A 16,688-nucleotide genomic window follows, 5' to 3' on the forward strand; every position below is an offset into this window, starting at 1 on the left:
TTATTATATCAAATCCTACATTGACTGAACACTATTAGTTATTCTATAATAACCATATTGTTATGAAATTATAACTATTAAATAGGAGAAGTAGGTGAAAAAATGATAAAAGTAACCAATCTACAGAAATCCTATAAGGATTTTCAAGCTGTGAAGGGGATTTCTTTTGAGGTAAATGAAGGAGAGATATTCGGTTTTCTTGGTCCAAATGGAGCTGGGAAAAGTACAACTATCAATATGCTCTGCACAATGCTTAAACCAAGTGGCGGTAATATATTCATTAACGGTTATGACGTACAGAAAGAGAAGGACGATGTTCGAAAAAGTGTAGGAATCATTTTTCAGGAAAATACATTAGATGAAAAATTAACAGCTAAGGAAAATTTAATGCTTCATTGTAAATTCTACCGTGTTCCTCGAAAAGAAAGAGAAAAACGAATCCAAGAAGTATTAGAAATCGTAGATCTTGTGGAAAAAAAAGAAGGGTTAGTTGAATCGTTTTCAGGTGGAATGAAGAGAAGGTTAGAAATTGCACGAGGGCTCCTTCATTATCCTAAAGTATTATTTTTAGATGAACCAACTGTAGGACTCGATCCCCAAACAAGATCTCATATTTGGGAATATATTTTAAAGCTAAAAGAAAAAGAAGGAATTACGATGTTTTTAACAACACATTATTTAGACGAAGCTGAAATTAGTGATCGTATTGCTATTATGGACCATGGAAAAATTATTGCAATAGATACCCCTAATAAGCTGAAACAGCAGGTAGGGGGAGATATTATCGAAATTAGCACGAAAGATAACGTAGCTGCGTTGAAGGAGATTGAAGAAAAAATAGAGAGTCTAGAGGTGACTGTAAAGGAAGATATCATTCGGTTAAAAGTAACGAATAGTGATGCATTTATTTCTGACTTCATAAAAAATATGGAAACTCCTATTACTAGTTTAAATATTAGAAAACCTACGTTAAATGATGTTTTTCTCACTTTTACAGGAAGAGACATTAGGGAAGAAGAAGCTTCAAAATCAGATCAATTTAAACAAAATATGAAGAAAATGATGAAGTAGGAGGGTCTTATACATTGGAAGGTATTATCGCTATATGGCAACGTGACATTATTAAATTTTTTCGTGATCGTGCTAGATTATTAGGTTCCTTCTCCATGCCGATCCTATTTTTAATTATATTCGGTGGTGGAATGGGAGGGACGATGGAGTCGCTTATTTCTGGACCTGGGGGAGAGGTAGACTTTAATTATGTGGAATTTATTTTTCCAGGTATCGTTTCTATGACATTATTAATGACATCAATCTTTTCTTCTTTATCTGTTATTCAAGATAAAGAGTTTGGATATATGAGAGAAATTTTGGTTTCCCCAGTTTCAAGAGTTAATATTGCAATTGGAAATGTTTTAGGATCATCAACCGTTGCTCTTTTGCAAGGATTACTAATGTTTGTTTTAGTTCCATTTATTGGTGTAAGAATTGATTTTATTTCCATACTACAATTAATTCCTGTCATGTTTTTAATGGCTTGTGCTTTTTCTTCTTTAGGCTTATTAATTGCTAGTGTTTTAACATCGTCCCAAGGATTTCAGCTTCTCGTTCAAGTACTTGTTATGCCCATGATTTTTCTATCGGGGGCATTATTCCCAATTAATAATATGCCTGTATGGATGGACTTTTTAGTGAAAATTAATCCTGTTACATATGGTGTAGATTTAATGAAAAAAATTATGGTTGATGTCGATCAACTATCACCAATCGTTCAAGAGGCAATGGGACTCAATTTATCGCTATTTGGCAGACCTGTAACTATGTTTGCTGAAGTCATGTTCCTAATTATTTTTATGGTTATTTTATTAACGCTTGCTACAATCAGTTTTAAAAGAGCAAATGCATAAATATTTTTATGAAAGTAGAAAAGGGATTGCTTAGAAAACTTTATAGTGAAAAAACCCTTAATACAGTGTTTTATTTTTCTGCACTAAGGGTTTTTACTTGTTTTAAAAGGTAATAATTTATAAGTTTTTTCTATTGATGTCTAGGAGTCACAACGACGATAACTTAGCCGTTTCCCACAGAACGTGGGCTGTACTTAGGCGGAATTGGGGCGCCTTTCGCTTTTCTTATTATAATATCCGAAAAATAAAAGGGAATCTGTAATACTCTCCTTCATAGGCTTTTATTGCAGCAATTATGGTAAATATAAAAGAGCCAATACCAACTACAATTACGAATAATATTCCAACAAGAACAACAATCAAAATGATACTTACTATCGTGTATACAAAAACAGAAATTAAAAAGTTAAAATACTCTTTCCCGTGGTGATCAATAAATTTTGAATCATCCTTTTTCACTAACCAAATAACTAGTGGTCCAATAAATGCGGTAAAAAAACTGATTAAATAAATTAACATTGCTAGTAATCGTTCATCTTTTTCTGCCAATGATTCCACCTCCATAAATTATTTTCGACAGATAACAGCCTGTATCCTGCTAACAATGTTTTATTTTAACAAAAAATATCGTTTATTGTCATTCATCTTATTTTTATGTTATCAAATTATTTTCTCATTTGATAAACTATACAGTATACGCTATTACACTTTATATGTGGTCTTTATTGTAAAAATGATTCATCTAGAAATAGGGGGTATTCATATTAAAGAATATAATAAAGATAAAGATAAAAATACAACTAGTAATATAGATGGAGAAAAAACAGACAAAAAGGAAGAGAAATTATTTTTTGATGGAGAAAAGTATTATACAATGGAAGAATTTTTTAATCCTGAGGAGGAAGAAACGGAAGAAATAAAAGAACAAAAGAAATCTCGAAAAAAATTAAAAGTACTCATTGCTTCTATTTTGACGATTGCATTATTGAGTAATGTATTTGCCCTGTGGCCAAGAATTATTAACCTATCTTCCATTCAATTTTTAGCTATTTCAATTGAGCTTTCTCAAGATGAACAAGTCCAGTTATATAAGGAATCAGTGGTCGTTGTTAGGGCAGGGGATAGTAAAGGAACAGGATTTTATATTTCAGATGATGGCTACATAATGACGAATCATCACGTAGTGGATAACCCTGGATCTCTAACAGTGTCATTTGAAGGAGGAGAACGCTATGGAGCTGACATTGTTTCAAGTGATGAGGAAATTGATATAGCAATTTTACAAATAGATACAGGTGACAAGAATCACCCAGTTTTACAATTTGATGAAACTTGGGAACAAAACATGCCTATTTATGTCATTGGTAATCCACTTTTCTTTAATTTCATTGCAAATAAAGGTAATATCATCGGAAGTACTCCTGAAAGAGAAGTACCAATGCTTATGATCGATGCTCCCATTTACCGAGGGAATAGCGGTAGTCCCGTTATAAATGAAGAGGGAAATGTAGTAGGGGTTGTTTTTGCAACTACTAGGATTGAAGTGGAAGGGTCCCGTCAACGAGTTGGCCTAGCCGTTCCTGTTGAATATTTCCGTGAGTATTTACCATTTGAAGACTAAAGTCATTCCTATATAAACATTTGTATAATGTAAAAGGAAAGAGAACGGGCCTATCTTCGTTCCTTTCCTTACTAAAAATTTAAGTATATTCATTTATAATAATCCTTCAGGTCGTAATGCTTTTTCAACTTCTGTTGTATACAAACCTCGTTCCTGAAGGACTTGTTTTAATGTTTTATTTTCTTCGTCCGCTTGCTTTCCAATTTGAGCTGCTAGATCATAACCAAAAATAGGGCTTAGAGCTGTAACTAAAGCAAGGCTTGCAGTCATCCAATTTCTGCAAATCTCCTCGTTTGCTTCGATTCCACTTATACATTTTATTACTAACGTAGAAATAGCATTTGAAAGAATTTCGATTGATTCAAGTAATGTAAAAGCGATTAGTGGCATCATTACATTTATCTCTAATTGCCCACCGATACCTGCAGTAGTTAGCGCAGCTTCATATCCAATTACTTGAGAACATACCATGTGCGTCATTTCTAAAATAGCAGGATTGACCTTTCCAGGCATGATTGTAGAACCTGGTTGAACAGGGGGGAGAGTAATCTCAGCTAATCCTGTTCTTGGACCAGAGCTTAATAAGCGAAGATCACTAGTGATTTTAATTAAATGAATGGCTAATTCCTTTAACACTACCATAAGATGAATAGGTGCATTTCTGTTTTGCATGAAGCTAAACATATTACGAGGTTCACGAAAAGGGAGATTTGTTCGAACACAAATTTCCTTTGTCACCTTTGGAATATAAGATGGATTTAAGTTTATCTTTGTCCCAATTGCATTTCCACCTAAACCGATCTCATAAAGGAGTTCTAATGAATCCTCCAATTTTTTTGTACATTCATTTATTGTGCTTGCATAGCCAGAGAATTCTTGTCCTAATCTAATAGGTACAGCATCATGAAGATGTGTTCGTCCAGCCTTATATACTGGCATAAATTGCTCTGCCTTTATTCGTAATTCTTGTTGAAGTTGTAATACAGCTGGGAGGAGCTTATATTTTACACTTTCCACCGCAGCAATATGGATTGCTGATGGAAAGGTATCATTTGTTGATTGATTCATATTTACGTGATCGTTTGGATGTACACGTTCCTTTGACTGGATTGGAATCCCTAATATTTCTGAAGCTCGATTAGCTATAATTTCATTTGCATTCATATTTTGTGATGTACCTGCTCCAGCTTGATAAACATCTACTACAAAATGTTCATCCCATTTCCCCTCTATTACTTCTTCTGCAGCTTTTAATATTGCTTTTCCTCGTTCAATGGAGAGATGGTTTAAGTCCATATTTGTAGCTGCTGCTGACGCTTTAATAATTCCTTGTGCCCTAATAAATGAACGTGGAAGCCTATGACTACTAATTTGAAAGTTATCCATGGCTCGTTTAGTTTGAGAACCGTAATAGGCAGTTACTGGAACTAAAATTTCTCCTAGCGTATCATATTCCTTTCGATAATTATCTGCAGATTTCATTTATAACTCCTCCTTTCCTATTGGAAGTAAAATAGAAACAATAAACTTAACTTTTATATTGGTTATTGTTTCCATCACTTAATTGGACTAAACAAGAAGAACGAATATAGTAGCTTCTAAAAAACACATAATTTTATATGTTCATATAAACGTAAACAAATCAAAATGAATTAAACTTCAAATTAATTAGTCTATTCATGTATAATAAATAATAGGTTCTTTTTTGAATATATTTATAAAAAAGCAAAACTGTATAACATCTTCAAAAATTACCCATTACATAGTATGAATAATAGTAGATTTAAAGTAGAAAGAGAGTGGATAACATGGGTCGTAAATGGAGTAATATTAAAGAGAAAAAAGCATCCAGAGATGCAAATATGAGCCGAATTTATGCCAAGTTCGGATTAGAAATTTACGTTGCAGCAAAGCAGGGAGAACCAGATCCAGAATCAAATAGAGCTTTAAAAGTTGTCCTTGAACGTGCAAAGACTTATAACGTACCGAAAGCAATTATTGATCGAGCAATCGAAAAAGCAAAAGGTGGCTCAGAAGAAAAATACGATGAATTGAGATACGAGGGCTTTGGACCAAACGGTTCTATGGTTATTGTAGATGCTCTTACAAATAATGTAAATCGTACAGCTGCAGAAGTACGTGCAGCTTTTAATAAGAATGGTGGAAATATGGGAGTAAGTGGATCTGTTGCTTACATGTTTGATGCAACCGCAGTCATTGGTGTAGAAGGAAAGACAGAGGAAGAAGTATTAGAACTGTTAATGGAGGCAGAAGTTGACGTTCGTGATATTATTCAGGAAGATGATACAGTGATTGTTTACGGTGAGCCAGATCAATTTCACGAAATACAAGAAGCCTTTAAAAGTATTGGAATAACAGAATTTACAGTAGCAGAGTTATCTATGCTTGCTCAAAGTGATGTTGCTTTACCTAATGATGATCAGATTCAATTTGAAAAATTAATTGATGCTCTAGAGGATCTAGAAGACGTTCAGCAAGTATATCACAATGTAGATTTAGGAGAATAAGTGATGGCAAGCCAATATTTCATTGGCTTGCCATTTTTGAAATTAATGTACTTAATTATGCAGATTCTAATTGAAGTTTTTTAGATTGTATTGAGTAGATCCTGAATAATACAAAAGCAATTAAAGACAATAAAATTCCTGAAATATAAGGTAAACCTATTGAAATTGCGAAGAGCCAACCTCCTAGTGGAGGCCCAATAATTCTTCCTAGTGAATCAAAGGAAGATAGTAAGCCAGTCGTACTTCCATATCCAGTATTCGCAGTCTTAGTTAACAACGAAGAGACACTAGGTCGAATAAACCCATTTCCTATTCCAAAAACAGTTAAGTAAATTGCAGCCGTAATAAAACTGTCTACGAACAGTATAAGAGCAAAGCCTAATGCAGAAATACCTATTCCAATTTGGATCACAACACCTTCTCCTAATTTCTTTGTTAATCGCCCTACTAAACCACCTTGTACCAAAGCACCAGCAAAACCCATAATCATAAATATATATCCTAATTGAACAGCGTTTAATCCAGCTCTTTCAGCAGCAAAATAGGCAAATGTTGCTTCTAATCCTGCTAATGAAAGTGAAATAAATAACTGTAGAAAAAATAAAATCGATCCTGGTCCATGTAATGCTTTTCGTAAAGGAGTACGTTTGGATCCTGCTTTACTTCTATTTTTAACTGATAATGATTCCTCTAACATAAACAATACAAAGAAAAATGTTAATAAAGATGAAATTGCAGATATGTAAAAGGGCATATGTAAATTTATTTGTGAAAAGATTCCTCCTATTGCAGGACCAAAGACAAAACCTAGTCCTACAGCGGCACCGATAATTCCCATACCTTTTCCGCGATCATCTTCAGAAGTTATATCAGCTACATACGCCATTACGGTAGGCATGTTAGCAGAGGATAAAAATCCACCAACAATTCTCGCCACAAAGAGCATCCACAATTGTGTGGAAACTGCCATAAAGAAAAAAGAAATAGCAAGTCCGAAAATTCCTATCATAATTACTGGTTTACGACCAATTCGATCTGAAATTCGCCCCCACATTGGTGCAAAAACGAGCTGCATAAATGAATAGACAGCCATTAATAATCCTAATTGTAAAGGAGATGCTCCCATTTCTTCCGCGTAAAAAGGGAGTACTGGAATAATAATTCCAAACCCTACCATAACAAAAAACATGACTGCAAAAAGAATGGGTAACGCTTTTTTTGTGTCCAAAATAAAATCCACTCCATAATAATCCTATTATCACTATAAAAATGATAATTAAATTATAAGGATTTTAATTATTGTTAGTCAAATGTTTAGAACTATTTTATAAAGTAGACCTCACATACAAATGAGATGCTCCATGGGGGGTGAAAATACTCATCAAGTTGGTTCATCTGTTTCTGGCAGGGATTTTCGCCTCGCGCTGATCCCACTGGTCGCTGCCTTACACTACTGAACATTTCTATCTTCAGGGTAGACCTCCCATGCAAATGGAGACTTGCACCCTGGGGGGGAAATAATATCAGTTGATAACAGAAATTTTTACTTTTTTACTTGGGAACAAGGAAGGGTGAGGGAGTATAATGAAAAAAGCAAAAAAGAAGCAAAAAGGCAATACACCTTATGCTTCTTTTGTGAAATAGTATACTTATTGAATTTTTGTAAGCGTTTTCTAAATGCTTCAAAAAAATAGTTCAACTTAAAACTTCATCTAATTTTAAATATAAATGATGGCTACTACGTTAAGAAGGCTTTACAGTTTGGGCATAAAGACTTATCGTACTCTATTGGGATTGTGTCACTACAGGTTTTACAAGTTTTAATAGTAGGTTTAGCAAGCTCTTTTCTTTCTTTTAACTTATTAAAAACTCCTTTAGATGCTAAAGCCACGACTGCAAGAAGTGCTACCATTAATAATAGTCCTAACGACATATTGACCAACTCCCTTTAATTATTTTTTAACAACTAGTTTTATTACTTTTCTTATTCCCTCCTTTTTTATCAAATAAACTATAATTAAAAGATAGTACAAGTGTTATACACGAATGAATATTTTGCTTCCTATTGTGGTGTATAATCAAATACTATCTTCTGTTCCAAGATTAAATGAAAGGGCTTACAAAAATACTTCCAAAAAATAGTTGCTTTAAAAGAGCATGAAATATTGGAAAAATAATAAAATTTCTCTTTAAAGTGTAGCTTTTAATTTGTTCAATTAAACTTGAAAAAACACTATTAAAGATTTAATTTGAAAGGCACTGGTGAAGTCGTCTAGTGTTGTTAGCAAAGCTAAAACAAATTGACAAATACTGAAGTAATTAGTGGGTCTATTTACATTTGAATAAAGTCTATTTATCAAAAAAATATTTTTTCTTAATTACATAATTCGCTATAAATTTTAAATACCCTTCTTTTTTTGAAAAAAATATTTTTCTTTAAAGAAATTCGTTCCTTTTTACCAATTAAATTAAGATAGAGTAAGCAAAATTGTGCTATAGTAGTATTTAATTGTATTATTAAAATTGTAGGAAAAGTCGAAGTTGGTTAAATGGAGGAAGTATATGTCTGAAGAAAATATTACGAGAATATTTATTGATGAAAAAGAACTAATACTTATTGGGACTGCTCACGTTTCGAAGAGAAGTGCAGAACAAGTAAAAGAAGTAATTGAATCAGAAAAGCCTGATTCTGTTTGTATAGAATTAGATGAACAAAGATATAAATCCATTATGGACGGTAATCAGTGGAAGAACATGGATATATTTAAAGTAATTAAAGAAAAAAAAGCAACATTACTTTTAATGAATTTAGTTGTATCTTCCTTTCAAAAGCGCATAGCAAAACAATTCGGAATAAAACCAGGTCAAGAAATGATACAAGGAATTGAATCTGCAGATGACATTGGAGCAGAGCTAGTTTTAGCTGATCGAAATATACAAATTACATTTGCACGCATTTGGCATAATGTTGGTTTTATGGGGAAGTCAAAATTACTATTGCAAATTTTTGCTAGCATTTTTAATAAAGAAAGCATTTCAGAAGAAGAGCTGGAAAGAATGAAATCACAAGATATGCTTAATGCTACACTTGATGATTTTACTGACTCATTTCCAAAATTAAAGGTTCCTTTAATTGATGAACGGGATCAATACTTATCACAAAAAATAAAGGAAGCTCCAGGCAAAAAAGTTGTTGCTGTTCTAGGTGCTGCTCATGTGCCAGGAATAAAGGAAGAAATAAAAAAAGACCATGATTTAAAGGCAATATCACAACGTCCACCTAAATCAAAGGTACCGCAAATTATTGCTTGGACAATCCCATTACTTATTATTAGTATAATTGCTTATACATTTTATACTAATCCTTCAGCTGGCATTCAACAAACTATTAGTTGGATCTTATGGAACGGTTCCTTTTCAGCCATTGGTGCTGCCGTTGCATTTGGACACCCTCTTGCTGTCCTTACTGCTTTTATAGTTGCACCATTAAGCTCTTTAAATCCATTAATGGCCGCTGGATGGTTCGCAGGAATTGTACAAGCTTATATGAGACGTCCAAGTGTTGGGGATTTCGAAAATTTGTCTGATGATGTTTATAATGTAAAAGGATTTTGGAACAATAAAGTCACTAGAATTCTACTTATTGTTGTTTTGACAAACTTAGGTAGTACTTTAGGTACAATAATTGGTGGGGCAGATGTAGTACGACTCTTTATCGAAAATTTATAAATCTATCAAGCCCTCTTTGAAGGATCACATATTCTGAAGAGGGTTTTTTATTGTTCACAAATTTGTAAAGAACCTGTTTTGTGGACACTTTGTGAACACAGTTTATAATAAGAAGCTTTTTCATTAATTAAAAGTATAGCTTAAATAATCTATGATATAATTTTTATTAGAATAAACAAAAAATTACTAAAAGTGACAATTCACGCACTCTTAACTTTTTTAAGGAGATGACGTTGTGGAAAAAATTATTGAAAAAAATTTGAATGTTTCGGTATTAATGAATGAGTTAAAGCAGGATAATCGAAAGATGCAAGACGTGATGAAAGAAATAAAAGGAATTTCAACTAAGTCCAATATTTTAGCACTAAATTCAGGAATTGAAGCAGCGAGAGCAGGGGAAGCTGGAAGAGGTTTTTCAGTTGTTGCAACTGAAATTAAAAAGTTCGCAGAACAAAGCTTAAATGCAAGTAACAAAAGTGAAACAATTATTAATAGTATCCAAAGTAAAGCCAACGAAATCATAGCAATGAGAACGGTTGACGTAGCCTTTGATACGATTGATAAAATAGATCGAAATTTATTTGAAAGAAATTGTGATGTACAAGCATGGGCAACCTTTGATGCAATAAAAGATTGTTTATTGAATCCTACTCAAGAGACAAAAGATGTAGCAAAAGCTTTTATGAAGAACATTCATAGAATTTACGAGGTTTATTTTGACTTTTTCGTCGTAGATCTATCTGGTGAAATCATCGTTGCAGTACAAAACCAAGATCAAGTTGGACAAAACATGTCCGATCGTCAGTGGTTTCAAGAAACTATCAGAACAAAGAATGTCTATGTAACAGATATGTACCACTCCTCTGTGGTTGGAGGATACACGATGGGCTATTCTAGTCCTGTTTTAAATAACGATGGTGAAATTATTGGCGTATTTACAACGCGTTTTAACTGGGAATTTATATACGATATTATTAATAAAGTTCAAATTGATGAAAATAGTAACTTATACGTACTTAACTCTAATGGATATGTAATCGCCTCGAAAGACCAAACAGGAATTCTAGACACACAGCTCAGTCATTTGAAAGCTGTTGAAAAAGTTTTAACAGGTTCAGAAAACAGAGGATATATGATAGAAAACAATAAATTATACGCATATTGTTTAACTGATGGCTATAATGCATATAAAGGTAAAGGTTGGTTTGTATTAATTGAAGAGTCTATTTAAAAAATGCTTTCAATTATTATTAAAGAGATAATTAAGTTTTACATTAGAGTATTCTAACAATAGGGTACTCTTTTTATCATATAAGGAGAAAATTAGGATAAAACTATTAAATGACATTTCACGAATATAAATTAAAATTCAGAATGCTCCTGAACCTGTTTTAACAAAACTATGTATTCTTCTAATCCTTGGTATTTATTTAGTAAAACATCTAAATCTTGACTGCAAGACACAACTCTACTATCTGTAAATCCATAGTTCATTGCTTTTTCATACATTTCTTCTTGTTTGGTCTTGATTTCTAATAGTAAAGAACCATTATACATAGCCTATTCCCCCTTTAATAGGTTTGAACAAGAATTTAGATACTTAATTAAACTTAATATTATAACTAACATGCAGTAGAATTTTGTAGAAGGTTGTCCCACATGTTGATTGTTCGAAATATCGTCACAATTATGCGGTTTAATTTTAACTATATTTTCTTTTATAGATAGGAGTACAATATATTTTTTTGATGCTACATACGATATAGGACAGAAAATAATAAATAAATTGGAGGGACATCTATGAGTAAACAACAGTTGTCAAATGTGGATAAGCATAAGTATACTTATACGGCCACAGGATTATTTGTCATTGGTGCCATACTTTTTGTCATAGGATCTATTCTTCTATTCTCTGTTTCAAAAGTGGAGCTTCAAGAAGCCATTAGTGGAGAAAAAAACAATAATGAGTTATTTACTTAATCTTTATGGTCAAAGTGAATATTCCTTTTTTCCATTTCTTTGATTAAAAGTGATAAAAATTCATCACTTACTTCTAATTTCTTCGCTTTTATATAGCTTTCTATTAACATGGCATTGGAAAGTCGATGCATTTTCCTCAGCTCCTTAATATAATTATTGACTATATTACACTAACCCAATATACCTATATAATTAATTTGTTATAAATTATATCAGAACATCTGTTCTTGATCAATGGATAAATAATAACATTTAAACCATTTTTTAGTTTCGAATTGAGATAATCTCCATATTACAAAAGAATAGTTGTAAAAAACTATAATATTCGTAAGTGGATTAGTTTATGGCAGTTATTAAACGCTTATATAATAGAAATTTAGACTATGAAAAAGGGTATCAATTACTACATAATCCGTATAGAAAATGCCCATGCATCAATTTCATCCCTTCTCTTTTGAAGTATATGCACTTACATGAGTATTTTAAGTAGAAGAAACTTACCTATTTATCTATCTACAGGCTTTAAACCTCAATTTATATGATATCCATGGAAGAAGACAATACACCCTTAAACATATGGACTTTAAAATACTATAGAACCCCCTCATGTATTGACAAATTATGAACAAATATGATAAATAATAGTATGTATTAGCACTCTGTTGATTAGAGTGCTAATTTTTGAATCGACCTACATACTACAAATGCTGTAATGTAATTTTGGCATTTTTATTTTTGAAAGGAGAGAGTATTATGGCAAAAAAAGAATTTCAAGCAGAGTCTAAACGATTGTTAGAGATGATGATTAACTCGATCTATACACAAAAGGAAATATTTTTACGAGAGTTAATCTCTAATGCAAGTGATGCCATTGATAAGATTTATTACAAGGCATTAACAGATGATTCGTTAACGTTTGATCAAGATAATTACTACATAAAGATATCTGCCGATAAAGAGAGCAGAACGTTAACGATTACTGATACAGGAATTGGCATGACACAAGAGGAGTTAGAAAATAATCTAGGTGTTATTGCAAAAAGTGGATCGCTAGCATTTAAAAACGAAAATGAATTAAAGGATGGCCATGATATTATTGGTCAATTCGGTGTTGGATTCTACTCTTCCTTTATGGTTGCAGATGTTGTAACTGTTGTTTCTAGAGCTTTAGGTAGTGAGACGGCTTTCAAATGGCAATCAGAAGGAGCCGATGGGTACACCATCGAAGCTACTGATAAAGAAACAATTGGAACAGAAATTACCTTACAACTTAAAGAAAACACGGAAGACGAAAACTATGATGATTACCTACAGGAATATAAACTAAAGGAAATCATTAAAAAATATTCTGATTTCATCCGCTACCCAATTAAAATGGATATTTCTGTTCAAAAGCCAAAAGATGGTGAAGAAAATGAATTCATAGAAGAAGTAGAAGAACAGACTGTTAATAGCATGGTTCCTATTTGGAGAAAAAATAAAAGTGAATTAACAGACGAGGATTATGAAAATTTTTATCAGGAAAAGCATTACGGTTTTGACAAGCCTCTAAAGCACATTCACATTACTGTAGATGGTATGTTGAGATACAATGCTATCTTGTATATTCCTGAAAATATGCCATTTGATTACTATTCAAAGGAATATGAAAAGGGACTAGAGCTATATTCCAGTGGTGTTCTTATTATGAACAAGTGCGCGGACCTACTTCCTGATCACTTTAGCTTCGTGAAAGGGATGGTGGATTCAGAGGATTTATCCCTAAACATATCTAGAGAGCTACTTCAACATGATCGTCAGCTAAAGCAAATTGCCAAAAATATTAAAAACAAAATCAAGAGTGAATTACAAAAGCTAATGAAAGATGATCGTGAAAAATATGAAAAATTCTATAGCGCATTTGGTAGACAGCTAAAATACGGAGTTTACAGTGACTTTGGAGCAAACAAAGAGGATTTACAGGATTTACTTATGTTCCATTCATCTAAAGAGAAGAAATTAATTACTTTTGATGAATATGTATCCAATATGCCAGAGGACCAAAAGTACATTTATTATGCAACTGGCGAATCTAACGAACGAATTGAAAAACTTCCACAAACAGAAGTCGTATTAGACAAAGGTTATGAAATTCTATATTTCACAGAAGACATTGATGAATTTGCCATAAAAATGTTGATGAAATATAAAGATAAAGAATTCAAATCTGTTTCAAGTGGGGACTTAGGATTTGAAGAAGAGAATAAAGAAGAAACAAAGAAAGAGCAAGACGAAAATAAAGAACTGTTTGATGAAATGAAAAACATTCTTTCTGGTAAGGTAACGGATGTAAGAGTGTCTAAACGATTAAAGAATCATCCAGTTTGTTTAGCAACAGAAGGAGAAGTTTCCATAGAGATGGAAAAAATTCTTCAAGCAATGCCAGATAATAACCAAAATGTAAAAGCAGATAAAGTACTGGAAGTGAACATCAATCATGATGTATTCCGTTCATTAAAAGAGGCCTATTCGAACGATAAAGACAAATTAAGTCTATATACAAACCTTTTATTTAATCAAGCCCTTCTAATTGAAGGATTACCTATTCAAGATCCTGTTGAATTTACGAATGACATTTGCAAAATTATGAACTAAATGTTTATCGTTTTCGTGCATAATGGAACAAACATTGGAGCATCTTAACTCATGAAGAGGAAAGGTTACTTTCTTCTTCACTAGAGTAGTACTTGGAAGAAAGGGAATCGTCGTAATATGACCTTGAGGGGTGGTTAGCTTGAACAAGTAGCAGGCAACAAACGCTTCTAGGTATATAAAACGATCGAAAAAATGAGGTGTTTCCAGCAGACAAACATCGCTTTGACCCCAGAGTAACCAGTATCTACTCAAATAAAGGGATAGCCTAAACGGCTATCCTTTTTTTCTAAAGGTTAGAATTTATATAATATATCACTTTGAAAGTTGTCTAGGATGTCGATAGTACGCCGTTGCCTACAGGACGTAAGTTGTACTTAGGCGGAATTGGGGCACCTTGCGCTTTTCTTATTATAAACATACAATCCAATTTATATATAACCAAATGTTAACTAAAAATGTCGAATTCAATATGTTTTACATGTAATTATTGGTCATCAGATGGATAACTTCCCCTAATGTATGAATACGGATTCCGATCACGAAAAATCGACTGATTTCGTCTTTTATATATTTATTATCTTGTGGTTTAATTTAATAGTCTGTGAAAAATATAAGAAGGAAGTGTTATATCTTGGAAAGTGACAGGTCGATTTTTAAAATTTCTATTGCAATAGCGATTACTTTTGTATTTATTGGTGTTATAATTCCAAACCAATTAGGGGCTGTAATGAGTATTGCTCAAAGCTTTGTTCTTGAGTCGTTTGGATGGTTTTATCAATTAGTGGCAACGTTTTTTCTTTTCTTTGCCGTTTTTATGATCTTTAGTAAGTATGGAAAAATAAAGCTCGGAAAGCCTGAAGATAAACCTGAATACAACCGTCCAACTTGGTTTGCCATGTTGTTTTCAGCAGGGATGGGGATTGGTCTATTGTTTTATGGTGTATCTGAACCAATTGCCCATTTTTCAACTCCACCTATTGGGGATGGAAATTCTGAACAATCAGCCATAATAGGGATGAGGTATACATGGCTTCATTGGGGATTACATGCTTGGGCTATTTATGCAGTTGTGGCACTAGCGCTTGCATACCAAAAATTTAGAAACAATGCACCAGGTTTAATGAGTGCAACACTATATCCTGTACTTGGTGAAAAGGTGAAAGGGCCTATTGGGAAAACAATAGATGTTGTAGCAGTATTTGCAACGTTATTCGGAGTAGCAGCATCTCTCGGATTAGGATCTCAGCAAATTAATGCTGGATTAGAATATCTTATTGGAGTACCTAATAATTTTATGATTCAGATGATTATCATGGGGATTATTACTGTACTTTTCATTATTTCAGCAAATACAGGTATTTCTAAAGGAATTAAATATTTGAGTAACGTAAATATGTCAATTGCAACATTACTCTTTTTTACGATGCTAATTCTTGGTCCCACATTATTTCTACTTAACATGTTTACGACAACGTTAGGAAGCTATATACAAAATGTTACATTAATGGGATTACGTTTATCTCCTTTTGATGAAAACGAAGCTGCATGGTCTCAAGGCTGGACTATATTTTATTGGGCTTGGTGGATTTCATGGACACCATTTGTAGGAATGTTTATTGCTAGAGTGTCGAAGGGGCGTACAATTAGAGAATTTGTAATCGTTGTCCTTCTTATTCCAACACTTGTTTGTGGTCTGTGGTTCACTGTTTTTGGTGGAACAGGAATTTATTTAGAATATGTACAAGGATTAAATGTTTCATCACAAAATCTTGAAACAGCATTATTCTATGTATATCAACAATTACCTTTTGGTATTTTACTTTCTATTTTGACAGTAGCTCTAATCACTACATTCTTTGTAACATCTGCAGACTCCGCTACATTCGTTTTAGGTATGCAAACAACAGGAGGAAAATTAAATCCATCAAATAAAGTTAAGGTAACTTGGGGATTAATACTAGTGGCATCAACAGCAGTTTTAATGGCATCAGGAGGACTAGGTGGATTACAGACAGCCATTATAGTTAGCGCATTACCTCTTACGTTTATCATATTACTTATGTGTTATGGTTTAATAAAAGAGCTCAACAATGAATTGAATATACAGAAGAATGTTTCAACAAAAAATAAAGAAAAATCTTCATTAGAAAAGTCAGTAAGTTAGTTCCCTTTATAATTATCTAATACTTTATGATAAATATTGAAATGTGTAGTCTAAAAAAATAATGTACGAAAAAGAGTACCAGGGTCGCAGGTACTCTTTTTCATTTATAAAATGAAAAATTGTAT

At 32.7% G+C, this 16,688-nt stretch carries 15 protein-coding genes; 9 read left to right on the forward strand and 6 right to left on the reverse strand.

The window, feature by feature from the left end; all coding sequences use genetic code 11:
- Positions 1-102 precede the first annotated feature (102 nt).
- Both QA612_RS12840 and QA612_RS12845 read left to right on the forward strand, forming a co-directional pair.
- Entirely contained in the window at positions 103-1,071 is a 969-nt protein-coding gene (locus QA612_RS12840) for an ATP-binding cassette domain-containing protein (protein WP_278284213.1), read from the forward strand.
- 14 nt (positions 1,072-1,085) lie between these two features.
- Positions 1,086-1,907 (forward strand): ABC transporter permease, encoded by an 822-nt coding sequence (locus QA612_RS12845; RefSeq protein WP_278284214.1) that lies wholly within the window; start codon positions 1,086-1,088, stop codon positions 1,905-1,907.
- 228 nt (positions 1,908-2,135) lie between these two features.
- On the opposite strand, the gene QA612_RS12850 is transcribed toward QA612_RS12845, so the two are convergent.
- Positions 2,136-2,456, reverse strand: a complete 321-nt coding sequence (locus QA612_RS12850) for a DUF4870 domain-containing protein (protein WP_278284215.1) — start codon at positions 2,454-2,456, stop codon at positions 2,136-2,138.
- A gap of 184 nt (positions 2,457-2,640) precedes the next feature.
- Here QA612_RS12850 and QA612_RS12855 point away from each other — a divergent pair, with 184 nt between their 5' ends.
- A complete protein-coding gene (locus tag QA612_RS12855) occupies positions 2,641-3,528 on the forward strand; it encodes a S1C family serine protease (protein WP_278284216.1) in 888 nt (295 codons plus the stop codon).
- Positions 3,529-3,621: 93 nt separating this feature from the next.
- On the opposite strand, the gene QA612_RS12860 is transcribed toward QA612_RS12855, so the two are convergent.
- The gene (locus QA612_RS12860) at positions 3,622-5,010 is read right to left on the reverse strand and encodes a class II fumarate hydratase (protein ID WP_278284217.1); all 1,389 of its coding nucleotides are present in this window, start codon (positions 5,008-5,010) and stop codon (positions 3,622-3,624) included.
- Positions 5,011-5,336: 326 nt separating this feature from the next.
- On the opposite strand from QA612_RS12860, the gene QA612_RS12865 reads away from it, so the two are divergent.
- Complete coding sequence (locus tag QA612_RS12865) at positions 5,337-6,056, forward strand: YebC/PmpR family DNA-binding transcriptional regulator (protein WP_278284218.1); 720 nt, start codon at positions 5,337-5,339, stop codon at positions 6,054-6,056.
- Between the two features lie 55 nt (positions 6,057-6,111).
- On the opposite strand, the gene QA612_RS12870 is transcribed toward QA612_RS12865, so the two are convergent.
- Both QA612_RS12870 and QA612_RS12875 read right to left on the reverse strand, forming a co-directional pair.
- Positions 6,112-7,284: an MFS transporter gene (locus QA612_RS12870; protein WP_278284219.1), complete on the reverse strand. Its 1,173-nt coding sequence runs from the start codon at positions 7,282-7,284 to the stop codon at positions 6,112-6,114.
- 510 nt (positions 7,285-7,794) lie between these two features.
- Positions 7,795-7,989: a hypothetical protein gene (locus QA612_RS12875; protein WP_278284220.1), complete on the reverse strand. Its 195-nt coding sequence runs from the start codon at positions 7,987-7,989 to the stop codon at positions 7,795-7,797.
- A gap of 629 nt (positions 7,990-8,618) precedes the next feature.
- Here QA612_RS12875 and QA612_RS12880 point away from each other — a divergent pair.
- Both QA612_RS12880 and QA612_RS12885 read left to right on the forward strand, forming a co-directional pair.
- Positions 8,619-9,785: a TraB/GumN family protein gene (locus QA612_RS12880; RefSeq protein ID WP_278284221.1), complete on the forward strand. Its 1,167-nt coding sequence runs from the start codon at positions 8,619-8,621 to the stop codon at positions 9,783-9,785.
- Positions 9,786-10,020: 235 nt separating this feature from the next.
- Positions 10,021-11,016 (forward strand): methyl-accepting chemotaxis protein, encoded by a 996-nt coding sequence (locus QA612_RS12885; RefSeq protein WP_278284222.1) that lies wholly within the window; start codon positions 10,021-10,023, stop codon positions 11,014-11,016.
- Positions 11,017-11,147: 131 nt separating this feature from the next.
- On the opposite strand, the gene QA612_RS12890 is transcribed toward QA612_RS12885, so the two are convergent.
- Entirely contained in the window at positions 11,148-11,342 is a 195-nt protein-coding gene (locus QA612_RS12890) for an aspartyl-phosphate phosphatase Spo0E family protein (RefSeq protein ID WP_278284223.1), read from the reverse strand.
- A 243-nt stretch (positions 11,343-11,585) separates the two neighbouring features.
- Between QA612_RS12890 and QA612_RS12895 the strand changes: the two genes are divergently transcribed.
- Positions 11,586-11,765, forward strand: a complete 180-nt coding sequence (locus tag QA612_RS12895) for a hypothetical protein (RefSeq protein ID WP_278284224.1) — start codon at positions 11,586-11,588, stop codon at positions 11,763-11,765.
- On the opposite strand, the gene QA612_RS12900 is transcribed toward QA612_RS12895, so the two are convergent.
- Positions 11,762-11,896 (reverse strand): sporulation histidine kinase inhibitor Sda, encoded by a 135-nt coding sequence (locus QA612_RS12900; RefSeq protein WP_278284225.1) that lies wholly within the window; start codon positions 11,894-11,896, stop codon positions 11,762-11,764. The two genes, QA612_RS12895 and QA612_RS12900, sit on opposite strands and share 4 nt — an antisense overlap.
- Before the next feature lie 622 nt (positions 11,897-12,518).
- Between QA612_RS12900 and htpG the strand changes: the two genes are divergently transcribed.
- Together htpG and QA612_RS12910 are read left to right on the forward strand one after the other, a co-directional pair.
- Positions 12,519-14,399, forward strand: a complete 1,881-nt coding sequence (gene htpG / locus QA612_RS12905; RefSeq protein ID WP_278284226.1) for a molecular chaperone HtpG — start codon at positions 12,519-12,521, stop codon at positions 14,397-14,399.
- A gap of 631 nt (positions 14,400-15,030) precedes the next feature.
- Complete coding sequence (locus QA612_RS12910; RefSeq protein WP_278284227.1) at positions 15,031-16,563, forward strand: glycine betaine uptake BCCT transporter; 1,533 nt, start codon at positions 15,031-15,033, stop codon at positions 16,561-16,563.
- Positions 16,564-16,688: the final 125 nt, after the last annotated feature.

This window comes from Evansella sp. AB-P1 (assembly GCF_029688925.1).
In the GTDB taxonomy this organism is placed as follows: domain Bacteria; phylum Bacillota; class Bacilli; order Bacillales; family Salisediminibacteriaceae; genus Evansella.

Excerpts from the sequence above, each read along its gene's own strand:
- QA612_RS12840 (WP_278284213.1), top strand. The coding sequence starts at position 103 with ATGATAAAAGTAACCAATCTACAGAAATCCTATAAGGATTTTCAAGCT.
- QA612_RS12855 (WP_278284216.1), top strand. The coding sequence starts at position 2,641 with ATGATTCATCTAGAAATAGGGGGTATTCATATTAAAGAATATAATAAA.
- QA612_RS12860 (WP_278284217.1), bottom strand. The coding sequence starts at position 5,010 with ATGAAATCTGCAGATAATTATCGAAAGGAATATGATACGCTAGGAGAA.
- QA612_RS12865 (WP_278284218.1), top strand. The coding sequence starts at position 5,337 with ATGGGTCGTAAATGGAGTAATATTAAAGAGAAAAAAGCATCCAGAGAT.
- QA612_RS12875 (WP_278284220.1), bottom strand. The coding sequence starts at position 7,989 with ATGTCGTTAGGACTATTATTAATGGTAGCACTTCTTGCAGTCGTGGCT.
- QA612_RS12880 (WP_278284221.1), top strand. The coding sequence starts at position 8,619 with ATGTCTGAAGAAAATATTACGAGAATATTTATTGATGAAAAAGAACTA.
- QA612_RS12890 (WP_278284223.1), bottom strand. The coding sequence starts at position 11,342 with ATGTATAATGGTTCTTTACTATTAGAAATCAAGACCAAACAAGAAGAA.
- QA612_RS12895 (WP_278284224.1), top strand. The coding sequence starts at position 11,586 with ATGAGTAAACAACAGTTGTCAAATGTGGATAAGCATAAGTATACTTAT.
- QA612_RS12900 (WP_278284225.1), bottom strand. The coding sequence starts at position 11,896 with ATGCATCGACTTTCCAATGCCATGTTAATAGAAAGCTATATAAAAGCG.
- htpG (WP_278284226.1), top strand. The coding sequence starts at position 12,519 with ATGGCAAAAAAAGAATTTCAAGCAGAGTCTAAACGATTGTTAGAGATG.